Origin of the sequence: Pseudidiomarina donghaiensis (genome assembly GCF_900116895.1) — a bacterium.
GTDB classification, from domain to species: domain Bacteria; phylum Pseudomonadota; class Gammaproteobacteria; order Enterobacterales; family Alteromonadaceae; genus Pseudidiomarina; species Pseudidiomarina donghaiensis.
The window spans coordinates 1,043,125-1,060,145 of record NZ_FPCF01000001.1 but is presented as its reverse complement, the minus strand read 5'-3'; the positions used below and the strand labels follow the sequence as shown (position 1 = coordinate 1,060,145).

Sequence of the window (17,021 nt, the reverse complement as noted above, 5' to 3'; positions counted from 1 at the left end):
TTGTTTCAATTAGTTTCGGTATAAAAATCAAATTGATATACCCCATTTTGCTCAGCCGTTGACGAAAACCAAGGTAGACTTACTCGCCACTGCATTCTTGGTTCAGTACAGGCCCCGAGATATAAATTAGCACGCCATTCATTAGCGCTTTCGCGCACTAAATTGACTGGCATATACCCCATATTCATGTTTATCCCCTCAACTTTACCTAGAGTAAATTGAATGTCGTCAGGAGCTTGAATTAAAACAGATATCTGCTGCTCAACCTGAGGTTGATCAGGATCAATTTTATGGAAGATTTTTTCATTTGAACTATGCTTTGTCACAAGCGTTGTCGAAGGGCTGTTTGGGTTACATCCTATTAACACGATCACGCTCAATGCGGCACAGATAAAGACCTTAAGTTTCATGTGGGTATATTTCACCATTTTATAGGGAATTACTAATTGTGTGCAAAAATCAGCCAAGCGTCTATCAGGTATCGATTTTTCCTGTTTTTTTGCCTGTTCATTTGGCGTTATAAACCGTAAAATACGGCTGTTTGTCAAACTACCGATAAGGTTACCGACAGGCAACTTTATTACATTTGTCACGTTACTCTGTCTCGATTTTTCAGAGCATCAACGCGGAAACCAAAAATGAGCCAAACAAATCCACAACAAATTGAGTATAACCTAAAGGTTGTTCGGCAGTTTGCCGTAGTAACCGTTATTTGGGGGATTATTGGCATGTCACTGGGCGTGTTTATTGCTGCGCAGTTGATTTGGCCAGAATTGAATTTTGATACCCCGTGGCTAACCTATTCTCGGTTACGCCCTCTGCACACCAACGCGGTTATTTTTGCGTTCGGTACTTCAGCACTAATTGGTACGTCGTTTTACATTGTTCAAAAAACCTGTAAAACAGCTTTGTTCTCCGACAAGCTTGCCAGTTTTGTGTTTTGGTCATGGCAAACCGTTATTGTGTTAGCGGTTATTACGTTACCAATGGGCTTAAGTTCAACCAAAGAATATGCTGAACTTGAGTGGCCAATTGATATTTTGATTACGCTATCTTGGGTAGCATATATCATTGTTTTCTTTGGTACTTTGGTAAAACGAAACACCTCTCACATTTATGTAGCAAACTGGTTCTACGGTGGCTTTATTGTCACGATCGCAGTGCTGCATATTGTTAATAGCATGGCTATTCCAGTGTCATTTACCAAGTCGTACAGCTTGTACGCTGGTGCTGTCGACGCCATGGTGCAGTGGTGGTATGGGCATAATGCGGTAGGCTTCCTACTCACGGCTGGCTTCTTAGGTATGATGTACTACTTCGTACCCAAACAAGCGGAACGCCCTGTTTACTCATATCGTTTGTCGGTTGTTCACTTTTGGGCTCTCATCTCGTTGTATATTTGGGCCGGCCCTCACCACCTACACTACACCGCTTTGCCAGACTGGGCACAGTCACTAGGTATGGTTATGTCAGTGATTTTATTCGTACCTTCATGGGGCGGCATGATCAACGGTATCATGACCCTTTCAGGTGCATGGCATAAACTAAAAACCGACCCTATTCTGCGTTTCTTGATCGTTTCGTTGTCATTCTATGGTATGTCAACTTTCGAAGGCCCAATGATGGCTATCAAGTCGGTTAACGCACTATCCCACTACACTGACTGGACCGTAGGTCACGTTCACTCAGGTGCTTTGGGTTGGGTTGCAATGATAACAATTGGCTCGCTGTACTACTTAATTCCACGCTTGTGGAGCCAAACCCAAATGCACAGCATTAAATGGATAAACACCCACTTCTGGTTGCACACCATTGGCGTGGTTTTATACATTGTTGCGCTGTGGATTTCAGGTGTTATGCAGGGGCTTATGTGGCGCGCAGTTAACGCAACTGACGGTACCCTCACCTACAGCTTTGTAGAAAGTGTGGTGGCGTCTTATCCGTTCTGGTTCATCCGTTTTGTCGGCGGTTTGTTTATCGTCGCAGGTATGATTCTTATGGCGGTAAACGTTTACCGTACTATTCGTGCAGGCAAGCCAACTGTTGAATACGTTGAAGACGCAGTTGAGCACAGCAGCCCTGCACCAACAGCTACTCAGTCAGCGTAAGGAGTCGATTCGATGAGCAAAAACGTAAAACACGATTTCGTTGAAAAGCGCGTTGGTTGGTTAGCGGTATTAATGACGATTGCTATTTCAATTGGTGGTTTGGTTGAAATAACCCCATTGTTATTCCAAAAGCAAACCAACGAGCCTGTAGTTGGCCTTAAGCCTTACACAGCGTTAGAAATGGAAGGTCGTGATATTTATATTCGCGAAGGTTGTAGTAACTGTCACAGCCAAATGATTCGTCCATTTCGTGCAGAAACTGAGCGCTACGGTCATTACTCGTTAGCTGGTGAACACGTTTGGGAGCGGCCATTCTTATGGGGTTCTAAACGTACCGGTCCAGACTTAGCTCGCGTTGGCGGTCGTTACAGTGATGAATGGCACTACGTGCACTTAATGAATCCTCGTGATGTGGTGGAAGACTCCAACATGCCGGCATTCCCATGGCTTGCAGAAAACAAACTTGATGGTGAGTTGACTGCGAAGAAGCTTGAGGTATTCCGCTCGTTTGGCGTGCCATATACCGATGAAGACATTGCCGGCGCGCAAGCTGCAGTTAAAGGTAAAACCGAAATGGAAGCCTTAATTGCATACTTGCAAGTGCTGGGAACTGGCTTAACACAGGCTGAGTAAGATGGATTACATCACTTGGCGTAGTTTTTACACCGTTTTAGTTTTCGTACTGTTTATCGGTGTGGTTTGGTGGGCTTTTAGCAAGGGCTCGAAGAAGCGTTTCGATGAAGCCGCCAATTCCATTTTTGATGAAGACAAAAAATCAAACGTAAACGACAGTACCAAACAGGAGTCGAAGAATAATGAGTAGCTTCTGGAGTGCATGGATAATCGTGCTAACGTTGGCCTTTTTGGTCGGTATTATCTGGCTATTACGCTGGAACATGAGTAACTACACCGGCATCAAAGAAGGTGAATTAATGGACCACGAATTCGATGGAATCGTGGAAATTAATAACCCGTTGCCGCGTTGGTGGATGATTTTGTTCTGGATAACTATTGTGTGGGGCTTCGTGTATCTGGCCCTGTATCCAGGTTTAGGTAACTTTGCCGGCTTGCTAGGTTGGAGCAGTTCAAATCAAGACGTACGCTCACTTGAAGAGTCGCAACAAGCAACTGCAGCAGCTCGTGAAGCTGGTTTGATTGTTGAGTACGATCGTCAAGTCGACCAAGCTGAAGAAAAATTTGGCCCTGTGTTTGCAGCGCTTTCTGAACGTCCAATTGAAGAGTTGGCACAAGACGAAGAAGCTGTAAAAATTGGTCAGCGCTTGTTCTTGCAAAACTGTGCTCAATGCCATGGCTCAAACGCTATGGGTGGTAAAGGCTTCCCTAACCTAACCGATAACGATTGGTTGTATGGCGGCAGCCCTGCCGCAATTAAACACTCATTAATGGAAGGTCGCAATGGTGTCATGCCAGCACAGTCGCAGTTTAACGACCAGCAAATTACTGAACTTGCAACCTATGTGATGAGTTTAAGTGGCCGCAAAGTCGACCCTGAACTTGCGAAAGCAGGTAAGGCAAACTTCATGGTGTGTACTGCTTGCCATGGTCAAGATGCCAAAGGTAACCAAGCGTTAGGTGCGCCTAACCTTACCGATAACATCTGGCTTTATGGTAGTTCGCAAGAGGCCATCGAAGAAACCCTCCGTAACGGTCGTAATGGTGTGATGCCGGCATGGAAAGATATCCTCGGTGAGGATAAAATTCATGTCATCAGCTCATACGTCTACGGGCTATCGCAGGAATAAACGAGAAACCCCGCTGCTGCGGGGTTTTTTCTTTAGGTTATTAAATTTATAAGAATGTAAGGTGTGCTTCGAATGGAAAAACCTTGGTATAAGCAGTTTTGGCCGTGGTTCCTCATGCTCCTGCCTTTTTCGGTGATCATCGCCATGATCATCACCCTCACAATCGCCAGCCAGCAGGGTGACAATCCGATGGTTGTTGATGACTATTACAAAAAAGGCCGCGGTATTAACGCACAAGTTGAAAAAGTGAAAGCCGCGCAAGAGCTAAATATTGAATTTTCATTTGAGCAAAACGAGCAAACTTTCACGTTAAGCTATGCCAGTGGCGCTCCTGAGCAGTTAAGTGCTTTAAAGGTAAACTTTTATCACAGCACTCAAGCCGAAAAAGATTTTAGTGAAACCCTCACCGCGGACGCGCAAGGGGTCTATCGTGGTACGCTTAAATATGGTGAAAAAGGCAAATGGACCATCACGATTACGCCATTTGACAACCGTTGGCGTGTTACACAACAAATTCAATTACCTGCGTATCGAAAATTGGCCATAAAGCCGTTAACTTATGGCGTTTAGAGCATGAGTCAAAGCCTTCCGCAGCCGCCGCATGGTCTATGTTTTCATTGCTTGCAACCATTACCTAGTGACGGCGGTTATACGGTAAATCTTGCTGGTGCAGACTATTCAGTGTGCTGCTTCGGCTGCCAAGCCGTAGCCGAAACCATCAATCAGCAAAACCTACTGCATTTTTATCAATACCGTGACACCAGCAATCCTTTACAAGTGCCTCTAGTGCCTGAAGAGTTGCAGCAATTAGAAGCGTATGACGACGAAAACCTTCAGCAACAGTTCACGCGCCAAAATGACGGCTTGCGCAGTATTTCGCTTTCCATAGAAGGTATGACCTGCTCCGCCTGCGCTTGGTTAATTGAACAGCATACAAAGCGTTTACCTGGTCTAACCCAAGTGCAAGTAAATGCAACGACTGAACGCGTGCAAGTGGAATGGAACCCGCAATTATTACAACTTAGCGACATATTAAAAGCCATTGCTGAGTTAGGTTACCGTGCCTTGCCTTTTCAATCGGTAACTCAAGAACAAGAATTTAAAAAACGCCGCCGTTATTTTGTCACCCGGCTCGGTATAGCCGGTTTGGCGACTATGCAGGTGATGATGCTTGCTATTGGACTCTATTTTGGCGTGGTCAGCGATCTTGACCCACAGCTACGACAATTCATGTGGTGGATTAGCTTGTTTATGGCAACGCCAGTGCTGCTTTACAGTGCACAACCATTTTACGTCAGTGCCATTCGGAGTATTCAAGCCGGTCGACCGAATATGGACGTCCCTGTTACTGTGGCTTTATTAAGTGCTTATGGCGCGAGCGCCTACGCCACCATAATCAATGAAGGTGAGGTTTACTTTGAGTCGGTCGCCATGTTCACTTTCTTTTTGTTGGTGGGCCGCTATTTCGAGCTATTAGCCAGGCAAAAAGCCGTTAGTGCTGCAGCCAACTTGGTCAAATTAATTCCAGCTGTAGCGCACCAAGAAACAAGCACTGGCCACCTGCAGTCTGTGGCTGTCAGCCAACTGAAACCAGGCGATATTGTACAGGTACTACCTGGTGCGACAATTCCTGTAGATGGTGAATTACTTAGTGAAGCAACCGCTGTTAATGAGAGTATTTTAACCGGTGAAAGTCGTTTGGTTGCCAAACACCAAAACGAATTGGTTCTTGCCGGCAGTCTCAACAAAACCCAGCCTATTCGTATTCGCGTTACGGCCACAGCACAGCAAACCGTATTGGCTAGTATTATTGAACTGCAAGACCTCGCGCTATCGCGCAAGCCTAAGTTAGCGCGCGTAGCAGAGCGTATGGCAAGCAAATTTGTCGTACGTATTTTAATGCTCGCGGCAGCGACATTTCTTATTTGGACAGTTATTGACCCCGCTGAAGCTTTCTGGGTCACATTGTCGGTGTTAGTAGCCACCTGCCCTTGTGCGTTGGCCTTAGCGGCCCCAACCGCAGTCACTGGTGCTATTCACAAACTAAATAAAACAGGCGTGTTACTGCGTAATGCTGATGTATTGCAAATACTGCCCGAAGTTAAAACTATTTTTGTAGATAAAACCGGTACCCTTACCACCGGCGAATTTGTTCTGCAGCAAGCGCATTACGCCCAGCCGGAACTGCAGCCACGTATTGATGCTGTAACGCAAGCACTAGAGCGCAGCTCTAATCACCCACTTGCGCTACCACTGCAGCAGTTAACCAAACACGTAGAAGATATTACACACATACGCTCTGAAGCAGGCATGGGGTTGTCTGGGTGTTGGCAAGCAACCGACGAACACACAGCCGAAGTTAGATTAGGTAGCCTGCGTTACATACAACAATGGCATCCAAATTATCAGCCAGTGCTAGCTGAAGCCCAAGTGTTTCTCGCTTCTGAACAAGTCGTATTGGCCGAGTATGCAGTTGGCGATGCACTGCGATCGGACACCCAAGAAACCATTGCCACGCTGCAACAAGCTGGCTTAAACATTGTTATGTTAACCGGCGATAACCTTGAATTTGCGCAACGCGTTGCAGCGCAATTAGGTATCCGTGAAGTTCACGCCAATTGCTTGCCTGCCGATAAGCTCGCTATACTGCAGGCAGCGCAGGAAAAAGCCCCTGTGGCAATGATTGGTGATGGGTTGAATGACGGCCCTGTATTAGCGCAAGCCGATGTTTCAATTACATTTGGTCATGCGGCAGACTTGGCACGAACCGCTGCAGACGTTATTTTGCTGCGTAATCAATTCAGTGCCATCACTCAATTTCGCGCCATCACGCAACTGGCTCGGCGAATATTGCGACAGAATATTACCTGGGCATTAGTATACAATATTGGCATTCTCCCAGTAGCAATGGCTGGGTTTGTAACACCTTATATTGCCGCAATTGGTATGTCTGCTAGCTCACTCATTGTGCTACTTAACTCACTAAGGTTATACCGATAATGGACAGTCTTTACGTTTTGATCCCGATTGCAATTTTATTTGTCATTATCGCTGTAGGCGTTTTTCTTTGGGCCGTGCGTAGTGATCAATTTGAAGATTTAGAGCGCCAAGGCATGAATGTTCTGCTTGACGATAAACCCACCGAGCATAAAACCAACGCAAAGCCCCCGACTTCTAATGACGATTGATATTTTCGCAGCGCTTTTAATGGCTCTAGCCGGCAGCGGCCATTGCATGATGATGTGTGGCGGTATAGCCGGCGCTTTTGCTGGACGAGTGAATAAACGGCAATTGCTAACCTATAACCTTGGTCGCATCAGTTCTTATGTTGTTGCTGGGGCTATTGTTGGAGGTACTTTTGCTGGTGTCGCGAGTTTAACCGACCAAGGCCTCATAAGCCTCCGCATTATAGCTGCTTTGATCATGGTTAGTTTTGGTTTGTATTTGGGTCAGTGGTGGTACGGCCTGCGTTACATCGAACGAATTGGTCAACCTTTATGGCGGCGTCTACAGCCGCTTGCCGCAAAATTTCGCCGACAACGAAGTTATTCCGCCCTCTTTGCGGCCGGTATGCTTTGGGGGTGGTTACCCTGTGGTTTAGTGTACAGCGCGCTAAGCTGGTCAGCAGTAAGCGGTTCTGCGCAGCAAGGCGCCTTACTCATGTTTGGCTTTGGCCTCGGCACATTACCGAGCATGTTTGCTTTCGGCTGGTTAAGTCGGCAATTACAGCAGCTACTGCAGTCGCTCGGTTTTCGACAACTTATGGGGGCTGCAATGATTATTTACGGTTTATGGACACTGATTATTGCGTTGCGTCAATTGCAAGTGCTTCAATAGGTTAACGGATAGTGGCTGATGTTGTCTTTGTTGGCTAAACTCAAAGTTGTGGTTAATAATTTTGAGGTGTTCCATGAGCTGTGTAACCAAAATTCTTGCTGTACTTGATGCCGACAAACAGCAACAAAAAGCGATGAATCGCGCGCTACATTTAGCACGTATAAGTGGTGCGCAACTAACCTTCATGCTGTCTATTTATGACTTTTCATATGAAATGACAACAATGCTTGCTGCCGATGAGCGCAATGTAATGCGCGACAGTTTAATCAGTGATCGCCAAGCTTGGATAAAAGATTTACTCGAGGATTACAACACCCGCGACATCAACTATGATGTGCAGGTGCTTTGGCACAACCGCCCTTTCGAAGCCATTATTGAAACCGCCATAGAAGGTAATTACGACATTATCGTCAAGGCAACCCACCAACAAGATGGGCTCGCTGCTTTATTATTTACGCCCACAGACTGGCATCTACTGCGAAAAGCTCCCTGCCAAGTATTGCTAGTAAAAGAGCACGAATGGCCCGAACATGGAAAAATTCTAGCTGGCATTCATACCACTGGAGAACATCAACATCATCGTTCGTTAAACACTTGCATCACGGAAGCGGCATTGAAGTTCGCCAATTGTTTACACAGTGAAGTTCACTTGGTGAATGCCTATCCTGGCGCGCCAATTACAATTGCCGCTGAAATTCCCGAATTTGACACCAGTAGTTATGCAGAAACCATTGCCGACAATCATAAAATTGCTTTAGCTGAGCATGCGATGCCGTTCCATATACCTGCAGAGCACCAGCACGTGCGCGAAGGTCTTCCAGAACAAGTTATCCCTGCATTAGCAGAAGAGCTTGATGCCGAACTTGTGGTGCTTGGTACCATTGGCCGTACCGGCTTCAGCGCTGCACTGTTAGGTAATACAGCTGAACATGTTATTAGCAATATAAATTGTGATTTATTAGCATTAAAACCTGAAGGATTTGTGTCGCCAATTAAGTTATAATCCGCGCCAATTTTTCATTGGTACTAAAATCGGTTTAGGGTGGTTATGAGCGCAGCAACTAAGACAGCTGAAGCCAAAAAGCAGCAGTATAGCTTTAACAAGTTACAAAAGCGTATTCGACGCACGGTCGGCCAAGCCATACAAGACTTCAATATGATTGAAGACGGCGACCGTATTATGGTCTGTCTATCCGGCGGTAAAGACAGCTACACCCTACTCGATGTACTGCGCTTTTTGCAGCGCATTGCACCGGTAAAATTTGACATCATTGCGGTAAACCTTGATCAAAAACAGCCAGGGTTTCCGGAGCATATCTTACCTGAATATTTAACCCGTGAAGGCGTTGACTTCCGTATCATCGAAGAAGATACCTACAGCATTGTGCGCGAAAAAATTCCTGCGGGTAAAACAACCTGCTCGTTATGCTCACGCTTGCGCCGCGGTATTTTATATCGCGTGGCGAGTGAACTAGGGGCAACCAAAATTGCCTTGGGACATCACCGCGATGATATGGTTGAAACCCTTATGCTTAACATGTTTTATGGCGGAAAAATGAAATCCATGCCGCCTAAATTAGTTAGCGACAATGGCAAACATGTGATTATTCGCCCGCTTGCTTATACGCGCGAAAAAGATATCGTGAAATATTCTGATCACATGGATTTTCCGATTATTCCTTGTAATTTGTGTGGCTCACAAGAGAATTTACAACGGAAAGTCATCAAAGACATGCTAAAACAATGGGACCGCCAATTTCCAGGGCGTATTGAAAGCATGTTTTCTGCCCTACAAAACATCGTACCTTCGCATTTAGCAGACGCCAGTTTATTTGATTTCAAATCAATTGCGGCTGACGGCATGGAAAATGCCAATGGCGATACGGCCTTTGATCATTCGACACCAACTGACTTTCTGAATTATCGCGATGAAGAAGATGATGATGATGCTGCCGGCTCAGAACAAGCCGACAGCAGCGGTGTTATTCGGGTGCTGAATCTGAACTAGGCTCAAGAACGTCAATAATAATGGGGCGATTAACACGAATCATAGAGTTTAACTCATGTATGTAATCTTCGCCCCTTTCAGAGTAGCTCATTAACCCTTCCGTTAAGTCTAGCGCGCGAATATCAGCGCCTGATTGACGCTTTTCAGCCCGCAGGCGGCGTAACTCAAAGTACGCGGGATGCGTGTTAATGTTACGCAGGTAACTTCGCACAGAAGCATTGACTGAAGCAAACTTGCGCACTTCATGGGTCATATTTTCACTACGGGCATCTGGGACTAATCCGCAGCCTTTACGAAAACACCACTGACCAAAGAAATTTAAGCCATCAAGCGCGAAGCGAGAGGTTCCCCATGCAGACTCATTTGCAGCTTGCACTAGCGCCAACGCTTCAGGCACTACATCCACACGACGCAGTAACACGCCAAACGTAGCAGCAAGGTTTTCACTTTCAATGGTCACATTGTAATCGCTGGCAATTTGCTCCAGCTGCTTGAGCTGCTTTTTATTTAAGCTGCCTTGGCGCTTGTGTGTTTGAGCTAACGCCAACAATTGTTCGCGTGCGCGTTCAATAACAGCGTTTTCTGCTTGTACTATGGGTGCTAAAAAGCTAAAAAACGCCTGTTTTTTGTCACGAACATCGCTATAAACTGTAAAATCCGGCACCTCAGTAATGCGCCCAACGGCAACAATGTGAGGTGCACTTTTGTCGGCGCTCATTTCTGCTTCAGATTGAAGGTGTAGCTGCGTAGGTAACCAAACTGCAATGGCCACTAAAACAACCGCAAGTAACCAGCCTAAAATACGCATAAAATCTCCGTTTTAAACCGTTTCTTCATCAACCCCAATAAGGCTGTGATAAACCACACCCACGGCGTTAAACGCCATTGGTAAGGTGAAAATTAAACCGAGCAATAATGGAATTGCACTGATCAATAAAATAATCCCCATTAATGCCATCAGTCCTAGTACGGGAAACATCGTCTTATTGATCACCAAAAATGAAGCGATAAGCGCTCGGAAAGCATTAAGCTCGCGGTCAATAACAAAAGGTACCGCAAGCATTAGACTTAATTGAAGGTAAATAACCACTAAAACAGTCAATATCAGCGCAAAGCCACCACTAATTAGACTACCAAGCCCTATCAGTACGGCTGCCAAAATTGCAGTAAGTATAATTTTGAACAACGCCACAAGCATAATCTGCGGAGCATGTTGCAGTGTGCCGCGCAATCCCTCGAAGCTAGGCTTACGTTCGGCAGCATTAACCAAGCCCACGTAAATTAACAACGCCGAAAATGGCGCCATGAGAATTTCTTGCAGCAGGCTGCTGGCTATAATATTGCCAACTGGTAACTGCTCCAGATCTATCGTTGCTTGCGTTGCTAATGCCTCTTCGTCAAATGGAAAGAACATGCCAAGTACGTTAGACACTAATAAATTAATCAGCAGCAATACGAGAAAAATACCAAGCATCCATGGTAATGAACGTAATGTAATTTCCCAAGCACGCTGCAACATTGGGCCGACGCTAAGTTTAATCTCGCCACGTAACGCTTGAGCAAAGTCGCCACGAGCAATGACGGGTGTCGTATTATTTGAATTATCAGACACGCGAGGTTTCTCCATGTTGTTTAGTTCCGCGGATTATACGTCATAGAATGTCGCGATACCAATGCCAATCCGCCTGATTTGTGGGATAATAGCGCCTTGAAACCATGGCAATATCGTCATTTAACAAGGAGTTTAAGGTGAAAGCTCAAGCACCCAAGCGCCGCTTTTCGAAACGCCGTGCCAACACATCTCGACCACGCCCAGCAAACCCTAAGCTCATTCTTTTGAACAAGCCTTTTGGTGTTCTCAGTCAATTTTCTGGTAGTGACGGCGAGCAAACCTTAAAAGGTTTAATTCCGCATAATGACGTCTACCCTGCAGGGCGTTTAGATAAAGACTCTGAAGGCTTATTATTGTTAACCAATGATGGCAATCTACAGCATAAAATTAGTCATCCTAAACACAAAATGCCGAAAACCTATTGGGTGCAAGTTGAGGGCGTTCCGACTGAGAGCGAATTACAGCAACTGCGTGACGGGGTCGAATTAAATGACGGAATAACGTTGCCTGCTGAAGCTTTTTTAATGGAAGAGCCAATCAACTTGTGGCCACGCACGCCCCCTGTACGAGAGCGTAAATCCGTACCCGATTGTTGGGTTTGCATCAAAATATCGGAAGGCCGAAATCGCCAAGTGCGCCGCATGACAGCAGCTATTGGCTACCCTACCTTGCGATTAATACGCGCCGGCATCGGACCATGGCTATTACGCAGTTTGCAACCGGGTGAGTGGCGCGAAGAACCCCCAGTGTGGTAAAATTCGCGCCCATTACGTAGCGCGATTGACATCCATGTGTTGATCGCAGGTTTTAGCGCCATAACTGAAGAGCAAAATGTCTGTAAAGCAAAGCGAAAATGCCTCTAAAAAAGTCATCGTCGGTATGTCTGGCGGTGTAGACTCATCTGTGTCTGCTTATCTTCTCATGCAACAAGGTTATCAAGTAGAAGGCCTGTTCATGAAGAATTGGGAAGAAGACGACACCGATGAATATTGTGCCGCCGCAACTGACTTAGCGGACGCAGAAGCGGTTTGCCAGAAATTAGGTATTGAACTGCACACGGTCAATTTCGCTGCAGAGTACTGGGACAACGTCTTTGAATACTTTTTAGAAGAGTATCGTGCGGGGCGTACACCCAACCCTGACATAATGTGCAACAAAGAAATAAAGTTTAAAGCGTTTCTTGAATTTGCCGCTGGCGCGCTTGGAGCTGATTACATAGCGACGGGGCACTACGTTCGCCGCCGTGAACACAATGGTAAATACCAGCTATTACGCGGGCTTGACGCCAACAAAGATCAAAGCTACTTCTTGTATACGTTGGCCCATACCCATGTAGCACAAACCTTGTTCCCTGTTGGTGAACTAGAAAAGCCAGAAGTACGTCGTATAGCCGAAGAGCAAGGCTTAGTGACTGCTGATAAAAAAGACTCAACAGGCATCTGTTTTATTGGCGAACGTAAATTCAAAGACTTCTTACAACAGTATTTACCAGCCCAGCCGGGGGCTATTGAAAGTGTCGATGGCGCTGTACTTGGCCAACATGAAGGCTTGATGTACCACACATTGGGACAACGCAAAGGACTACATATCGGCGGTTTAGCCGAGGCCGGAGATGAGCCTTGGTATGTGGTAGACAAAGATGTGACCCGCAATGTGCTTATTGTGGCACAAGGTAAGAACCATCCACGACTGTTCTCAAAAGGGCTTGTTGCAGCTCAATTACATTGGGTTGACCGTACACACCCTGAGGTCGCTTTTGAATGCCAGGTTAAAACGCGATATCGCCAACAAGACATTCCTTGCACGGTAACTCCGCTTGCAGATGGCCGGGTTCAGGTTGAATTTGATGCCCCGGTAGCTGCGGTAACACCCGGTCAATCTGCGGTGTTCTACCAAGACGATGTTTGTTTAGGTGGTGGAATTATCGAGCATCGCATTGCCGACCATGAGGTTTTCTTGTGAGCAAGCAAACCCAAGACATTTGGTTTGAGCGGGTTATCGCTCTAGCTGCATTAGCGCAAGCTGCAGCAGCGGTGAAGCAAGTTGCACGCTTTGGCAGTGTGCGTCATGACGCAACCACAAAAGTTCTTTTAGAAAGTGTTTTGAACCAATCACCTGGCAGTATTTCGGAGCTCTATCCCAAACTGTCAGAGTTGCGTTTAGGATTAGAAAGCTTACTGCAACAAATTGGCGCTACGCGTGATAAAGACGTTGAAGTGACACGTTATGTTGTTGGCGTGTTAGCGCTTGAACGGCGGTTAACACGAAACCCTGAAGCACTTGATAAATTAGGTCAGCGTTTGGCGAAAATCCACCGTCAACAACATGACTTTCAGTTTGCCGAGGACACCGTTGTTGCAAGTATGGGCAGCACCTACAGTGACTTGATTTCGCCCCTTGGCCAACCTTTAAAAATAAACGGCAAACAAGAGCATTTACAGCAAGTAAGTAATCAACATCTTATTCGCGCCCTACTTCTTGCCGCGGTGCGTAATGCCGTTCTGTGGCGACAACTAGGTGGCAAGCGTCGGCACTTTATCTTTTCTCGGCAGCGCATGGTACGCGCTGCTCAATCTATCTTACGCGAATTACGAGAACACTCGGAGCCTTTATCATGATGAACCTTTCTGCATTAACTGCGTTATCTCCAGTTGACGGTCGCTACGGCAGCAAAGCTGCGGCATTACGCCCTATGTTTAGCGAATACGGCCTGATTCGTAATCGCGTTATTGTTGAAATTCGGTGGCTACAAAAGCTTGCCGAAGTAGAAGCCATTGCTGAGGTTCCAGCCTTTTCTGACAGCGCAGATGCGTTTTTAGAAGCAATTATCAATGAGTTTAGCGAAGCCGATGCGCAACGCGTTAAAGATATTGAGCGTACCACGAACCACGACGTTAAAGCGGTCGAGTATTTCTTAAAAGAGCGCGTAGCGGAACACGCTGAGCTAAACGCAGCCAGTGAGTTTATCCACTTTGCTTGCACTTCTGAAGATATTAACAACCTGTCGCATGCGCTCATGCTGCGCGAGGCCTTAAATGATGTCATGTTGCCAGCTATGCATGAGCTTACAGGCGCTATAAAAAGCCTAGCCATTGAGCACAAAGCTGTACCTATGATGGCACGTACACATGGCCAGCCTGCTACCCCAAGCACGATGGGTAAAGAAATGGCTAACGTGTTCATGCGTTTACAGCGTCAATTAGACCAATTACAAGCCGTGCCTTTGCTAGGCAAAATTAACGGCGCTGTTGGTAATTACAATGCGCATTTAGCTGCTTATCCAAATGTCGATTGGCATACCATTTCGCAGCAGTTTGTTTCCTCGCTAGGGCTTACATGGAATGCGTACACAACGCAGATAGAACCTCATGACTATATCGCTGAATTGTTTGACGCGGTAGCTCGCTTCAACACCATTGTTATTGATTTTAACCGAGATGTTTGGGGCTATATTGCGCTTAATCATTTTAAGCAACGCACGGTAGCCGGTGAAGTTGGCTCATCAACCATGCCGCACAAGGTTAATCCAATAGATTTTGAAAACTCTGAAGGCAATCTGGGGTTAGCGAATGCCATTATGGCGCACCTGGCCCAAAAACTACCTGTAAGTCGCTGGCAACGTGACTTAACAGACTCTACTGTGTTACGCAATTTAGGCGTCGGTTTCGCGTACGCATTGATTGCCTACCAAGCTACCTTAAAGGGTATTAGCAAATTAGAAGTCAATGCAGAGAACTTGCTGCGTGAACTTGATCAAAACTGGGAATTGCTCGCTGAGCCAATTCAAACAGTCATGCGTCGTTATGGTATTGAAAAACCCTACGAAAAACTTAAAGAACTCACCCGCGGAAAACGTGTCAACCAAGCTGCGATGGCCACCTTCATTGATGGTTTAGACATGCCAGAGGTTGCCAAAACCGAGCTTAAAGCACTCACTCCAGCAACTTATATAGGACGTGCTATCACCTTCGTTGATGAGCTTGACGCATGAGCCTGAAGTTAAACCTAGATATACAAAAGTTTCTGAGTGAAGCCTGGCAACGCCAGCCGCGCCTAATTCGAGGCGCTTTCACTCAATTCAAAGACTTAGTTGAACCTGAAATTCTTGCCGGGCTTGCACTCGAAGAAGGCGTTGACTCACGTGTCATTCAGAACGACGATGGCAAGTGGCATGTTAGTCATGGGCCATTCGAGTCGTATGAAGAATTTGGTGAGCATGGCTGGACTTTACTGGTGCAGTCGGTTAACGAGTGGATTCCTGAGGTTCAACAATTAATTGCACCTTTTCGCTTTCTGCCTGATTGGCGTATTGATGATGTGATGATTAGTTTTGCTACCGAAAACGGTGGTGTTGGTCCACATCTTGATCAATATGATGTGTTTATCATCCAGGGTGGCGGCACGCGCCACTGGCAAGTTGGTGAACGCATAAACAATGCGACAGAATTCTGCCCTCACCCAGATTTAAAACAGCTTAAAGATAGTTTTGAACCAATTATTGATGCAGTTCTACAACCAGGCGATATGCTCTATATTCCGGCTGGTTGCCCCCACAACGGGGTTGCTTTGGAGCCAAGCTTAAATTATTCCGTCGGATTTCGAGCCCCAAACACTGCCGAGTTAGCAGCAGCCGTGGCCGACTCCTTGAGTCAACTAGAAGTACCGTTGCAACGTTATCGTGATGCAGAAGCAACAAGCTATGGTAAACCTTTTGCGGTAAGTGCTGCGCAACTCGACCATGTGCGTGAATTTTTACTCAGTAGCTTAGCGCAAACCGATCTTAATCACGCCATGCTGCTGGTCATGTCACAAAGTAAACGGCCACTGCCCCAAGCTGAAGGTCTGCTACAAGCCGAAGAGTTAGCTCAGTATATTGTTGAAGAACCCACGATGTTACTAGTTCGCACGCCTGGAGCTCGTATTTTAATAGGCCCTAATAACGTGCTTTATGCGAATGGCGAAGCATGGCCATTAACAAGCAATACTCAGGCTTTTGCTGAAGCTATCGCGCAGCTTTGGGAGGATCAGCCGTTGACCGCCCTCGCCCCGTTGCTACAGAGCCAAGAAAGTATGCTGTTGTGCTGTGATTTAGTCAATGCGAGTGTACTGGATGTTGTGGTGCAGCAAGCTTAAGCTTGCTGCTCCCACAGGGCTTCTTGTTCACCGAGTTGATATAGATTTTCTGCACGATTAATCAAGTAGTTAGCGTAATTACGCTGTTCTTGCGACGGCTGTTCGCTGTGCAAAATAGCGTCCGCTTTCAATTGCCAGTTCAAGGCGAAATGGCGAACCGCCTCACGCGCCGATTGCGCTACTTTTTCGGTCACCATATCGGTTGGCACATCGCCATTGATGACCCAGATTTTGTGTTTATCGGTGGTCGAAAATTTCCAAACGGCAACCAATGGCGCTAAATAGCGACTGTCTTTTGATAAGATTTGGTCAGATATAATGCCTTGTTCCGCAAGAAACTTATTGGCTTCTTGAAACTTCGTGCGAACCCAAGCTTGAAGTTGTTCTTCGGTGTATTTCGGCTGATTGTCGGCCATGTGATGTCTCTTCCTACTACTTTATTTTAACTCAGGCTTATTGATGCCTTAGATGTGTAATGACCCGTCAATACTACCGCTATTTACTGCAAACGCAATGCTTTTTGGAACTGTAAAGAAAGCTTGCAACAGTTTACGTAAACG

19 protein-coding genes are annotated in these 17,021 nt (G+C 46.2%); 15 read left to right on the top strand and 4 right to left on the bottom strand.

Translation table 11 applies throughout. The features are described 5' to 3' along the window. Positions 1–5 precede the first annotated feature (5 nt). A complete protein-coding gene (locus BM334_RS05200) occupies positions 6–593 on the bottom strand; it encodes a hypothetical protein (protein ID WP_092838794.1) in 588 nt (195 codons plus the stop codon). Between the two features lie 45 nt (positions 594–638). Here BM334_RS05200 and ccoN point away from each other — a divergent pair, with 45 nt between their 5' ends. The 10 genes from ccoN to ttcA all read left to right on the top strand — a co-directional run bounded on the left by ccoN (position 639) and on the right by ttcA (position 9,716). Next, positions 639–2,108: a cytochrome-c oxidase, cbb3-type subunit I gene (gene ccoN / locus BM334_RS05195; RefSeq protein ID WP_092838791.1), complete on the top strand. Its 1,470-nt coding sequence runs from the start codon at positions 639–641 to the stop codon at positions 2,106–2,108. A 12-nt stretch (positions 2,109–2,120) separates the two neighbouring features. Beyond that, positions 2,121–2,741 (top strand): cytochrome-c oxidase, cbb3-type subunit II, encoded by a 621-nt coding sequence (gene ccoO, locus BM334_RS05190; protein ID WP_055437949.1) that lies wholly within the window; start codon positions 2,121–2,123, stop codon positions 2,739–2,741. Position 2,742: 1 nt separating this feature from the next. Then, complete coding sequence (locus BM334_RS05185) at positions 2,743–2,931, top strand: cbb3-type cytochrome oxidase subunit 3 (protein ID WP_092838788.1); 189 nt, start codon at positions 2,743–2,745, stop codon at positions 2,929–2,931. Then, positions 2,924–3,871, top strand: a complete 948-nt coding sequence (gene ccoP, locus BM334_RS05180; RefSeq protein WP_092838784.1) for a cytochrome-c oxidase, cbb3-type subunit III — start codon at positions 2,924–2,926, stop codon at positions 3,869–3,871. The genes BM334_RS05185 and ccoP overlap by 8 nt, the downstream gene beginning before the upstream one ends. Before the next feature lie 72 nt (positions 3,872–3,943). Beyond that, the gene (locus BM334_RS05175) at positions 3,944–4,441 is read left to right on the top strand and encodes a FixH family protein (protein WP_092838781.1); all 498 of its coding nucleotides are present in this window, start codon (positions 3,944–3,946) and stop codon (positions 4,439–4,441) included. Positions 4,442–4,444: 3 nt separating this feature from the next. Then, positions 4,445–6,871, top strand: a complete 2,427-nt coding sequence (locus BM334_RS05170; protein WP_092838778.1) for a heavy metal translocating P-type ATPase — start codon at positions 4,445–4,447, stop codon at positions 6,869–6,871. Beyond that, positions 6,871–7,059 carry a cbb3-type cytochrome oxidase assembly protein CcoS gene (gene ccoS / locus BM334_RS05165; RefSeq protein ID WP_092838775.1) on the top strand — a complete coding sequence of 63 codons (189 nt, stop codon included), beginning with the start codon at positions 6,871–6,873 and terminating at the stop codon, positions 7,057–7,059. Before BM334_RS05170 ends, ccoS begins: the two co-directional genes overlap by 1 nt. Next, complete coding sequence (locus tag BM334_RS05160; RefSeq protein ID WP_092838772.1) at positions 7,049–7,708, top strand: sulfite exporter TauE/SafE family protein; 660 nt, start codon at positions 7,049–7,051, stop codon at positions 7,706–7,708. Before ccoS ends, BM334_RS05160 begins: the two co-directional genes overlap by 11 nt. A gap of 73 nt (positions 7,709–7,781) precedes the next feature. Further along, positions 7,782–8,711 (top strand): universal stress protein UspE, encoded by a 930-nt coding sequence (gene uspE / locus BM334_RS05155; RefSeq protein WP_092838767.1) that lies wholly within the window; start codon positions 7,782–7,784, stop codon positions 8,709–8,711. 45 nt (positions 8,712–8,756) lie between these two features. Then, positions 8,757–9,716: a tRNA 2-thiocytidine(32) synthetase TtcA gene (ttcA, locus tag BM334_RS05150; protein ID WP_092838764.1), complete on the top strand. Its 960-nt coding sequence runs from the start codon at positions 8,757–8,759 to the stop codon at positions 9,714–9,716. On the opposite strand, the gene BM334_RS05145 is transcribed toward ttcA, so the two are convergent. Continuing rightward, positions 9,691–10,524 carry a glucosaminidase domain-containing protein gene (locus BM334_RS05145; protein WP_092838762.1) on the bottom strand — a complete coding sequence of 278 codons (834 nt, stop codon included), beginning with the start codon at positions 10,522–10,524 and terminating at the stop codon, positions 9,691–9,693. The genes ttcA and BM334_RS05145 overlap by 26 nt on opposite strands. 12 nt (positions 10,525–10,536) lie before the next feature. After that, the gene (locus BM334_RS05140; protein ID WP_126801826.1) at positions 10,537–11,328 is read right to left on the bottom strand and encodes a DUF2189 domain-containing protein; all 792 of its coding nucleotides are present in this window, start codon (positions 11,326–11,328) and stop codon (positions 10,537–10,539) included. A gap of 137 nt (positions 11,329–11,465) precedes the next feature. On the opposite strand from BM334_RS05140, the gene BM334_RS05135 reads away from it, so the two are divergent. The 5 genes from BM334_RS05135 (at position 11,466) to BM334_RS05115 (ending at position 16,461) form a co-directional block, all read left to right on the top strand. Then, the gene (locus BM334_RS05135; protein WP_241970903.1) at positions 11,466–12,083 is read left to right on the top strand and encodes a pseudouridine synthase; all 618 of its coding nucleotides are present in this window, start codon (positions 11,466–11,468) and stop codon (positions 12,081–12,083) included. 76 nt (positions 12,084–12,159) lie between these two features. Beyond that, the gene (gene mnmA, locus BM334_RS05130) at positions 12,160–13,290 is read left to right on the top strand and encodes a tRNA 2-thiouridine(34) synthase MnmA (protein ID WP_092838753.1); all 1,131 of its coding nucleotides are present in this window, start codon (positions 12,160–12,162) and stop codon (positions 13,288–13,290) included. Continuing rightward, a complete protein-coding gene (gene hflD, locus BM334_RS05125; protein ID WP_092838750.1) occupies positions 13,287–13,946 on the top strand; it encodes a high frequency lysogenization protein HflD in 660 nt (219 codons plus the stop codon). Before mnmA ends, hflD begins: the two co-directional genes overlap by 4 nt. Beyond that, positions 13,946–15,319, top strand: coding sequence for an adenylosuccinate lyase (purB, locus tag BM334_RS05120; RefSeq protein WP_092839322.1), 1,374 nt, complete (start codon positions 13,946–13,948; stop codon positions 15,317–15,319). The genes hflD and purB overlap by 1 nt, the downstream gene beginning before the upstream one ends. Then, positions 15,316–16,461: a cupin domain-containing protein gene (locus BM334_RS05115; RefSeq protein ID WP_092838747.1), complete on the top strand. Its 1,146-nt coding sequence runs from the start codon at positions 15,316–15,318 to the stop codon at positions 16,459–16,461. Before purB ends, BM334_RS05115 begins: the two co-directional genes overlap by 4 nt. Here BM334_RS05115 and BM334_RS05110 read toward each other — a convergent pair. Next, positions 16,458–16,877 (bottom strand): DUF4826 family protein, encoded by a 420-nt coding sequence (locus tag BM334_RS05110; protein ID WP_055437964.1) that lies wholly within the window; start codon positions 16,875–16,877, stop codon positions 16,458–16,460. The two genes, BM334_RS05115 and BM334_RS05110, sit on opposite strands and share 4 nt — an antisense overlap. Positions 16,878–17,021: the final 144 nt, after the last annotated feature.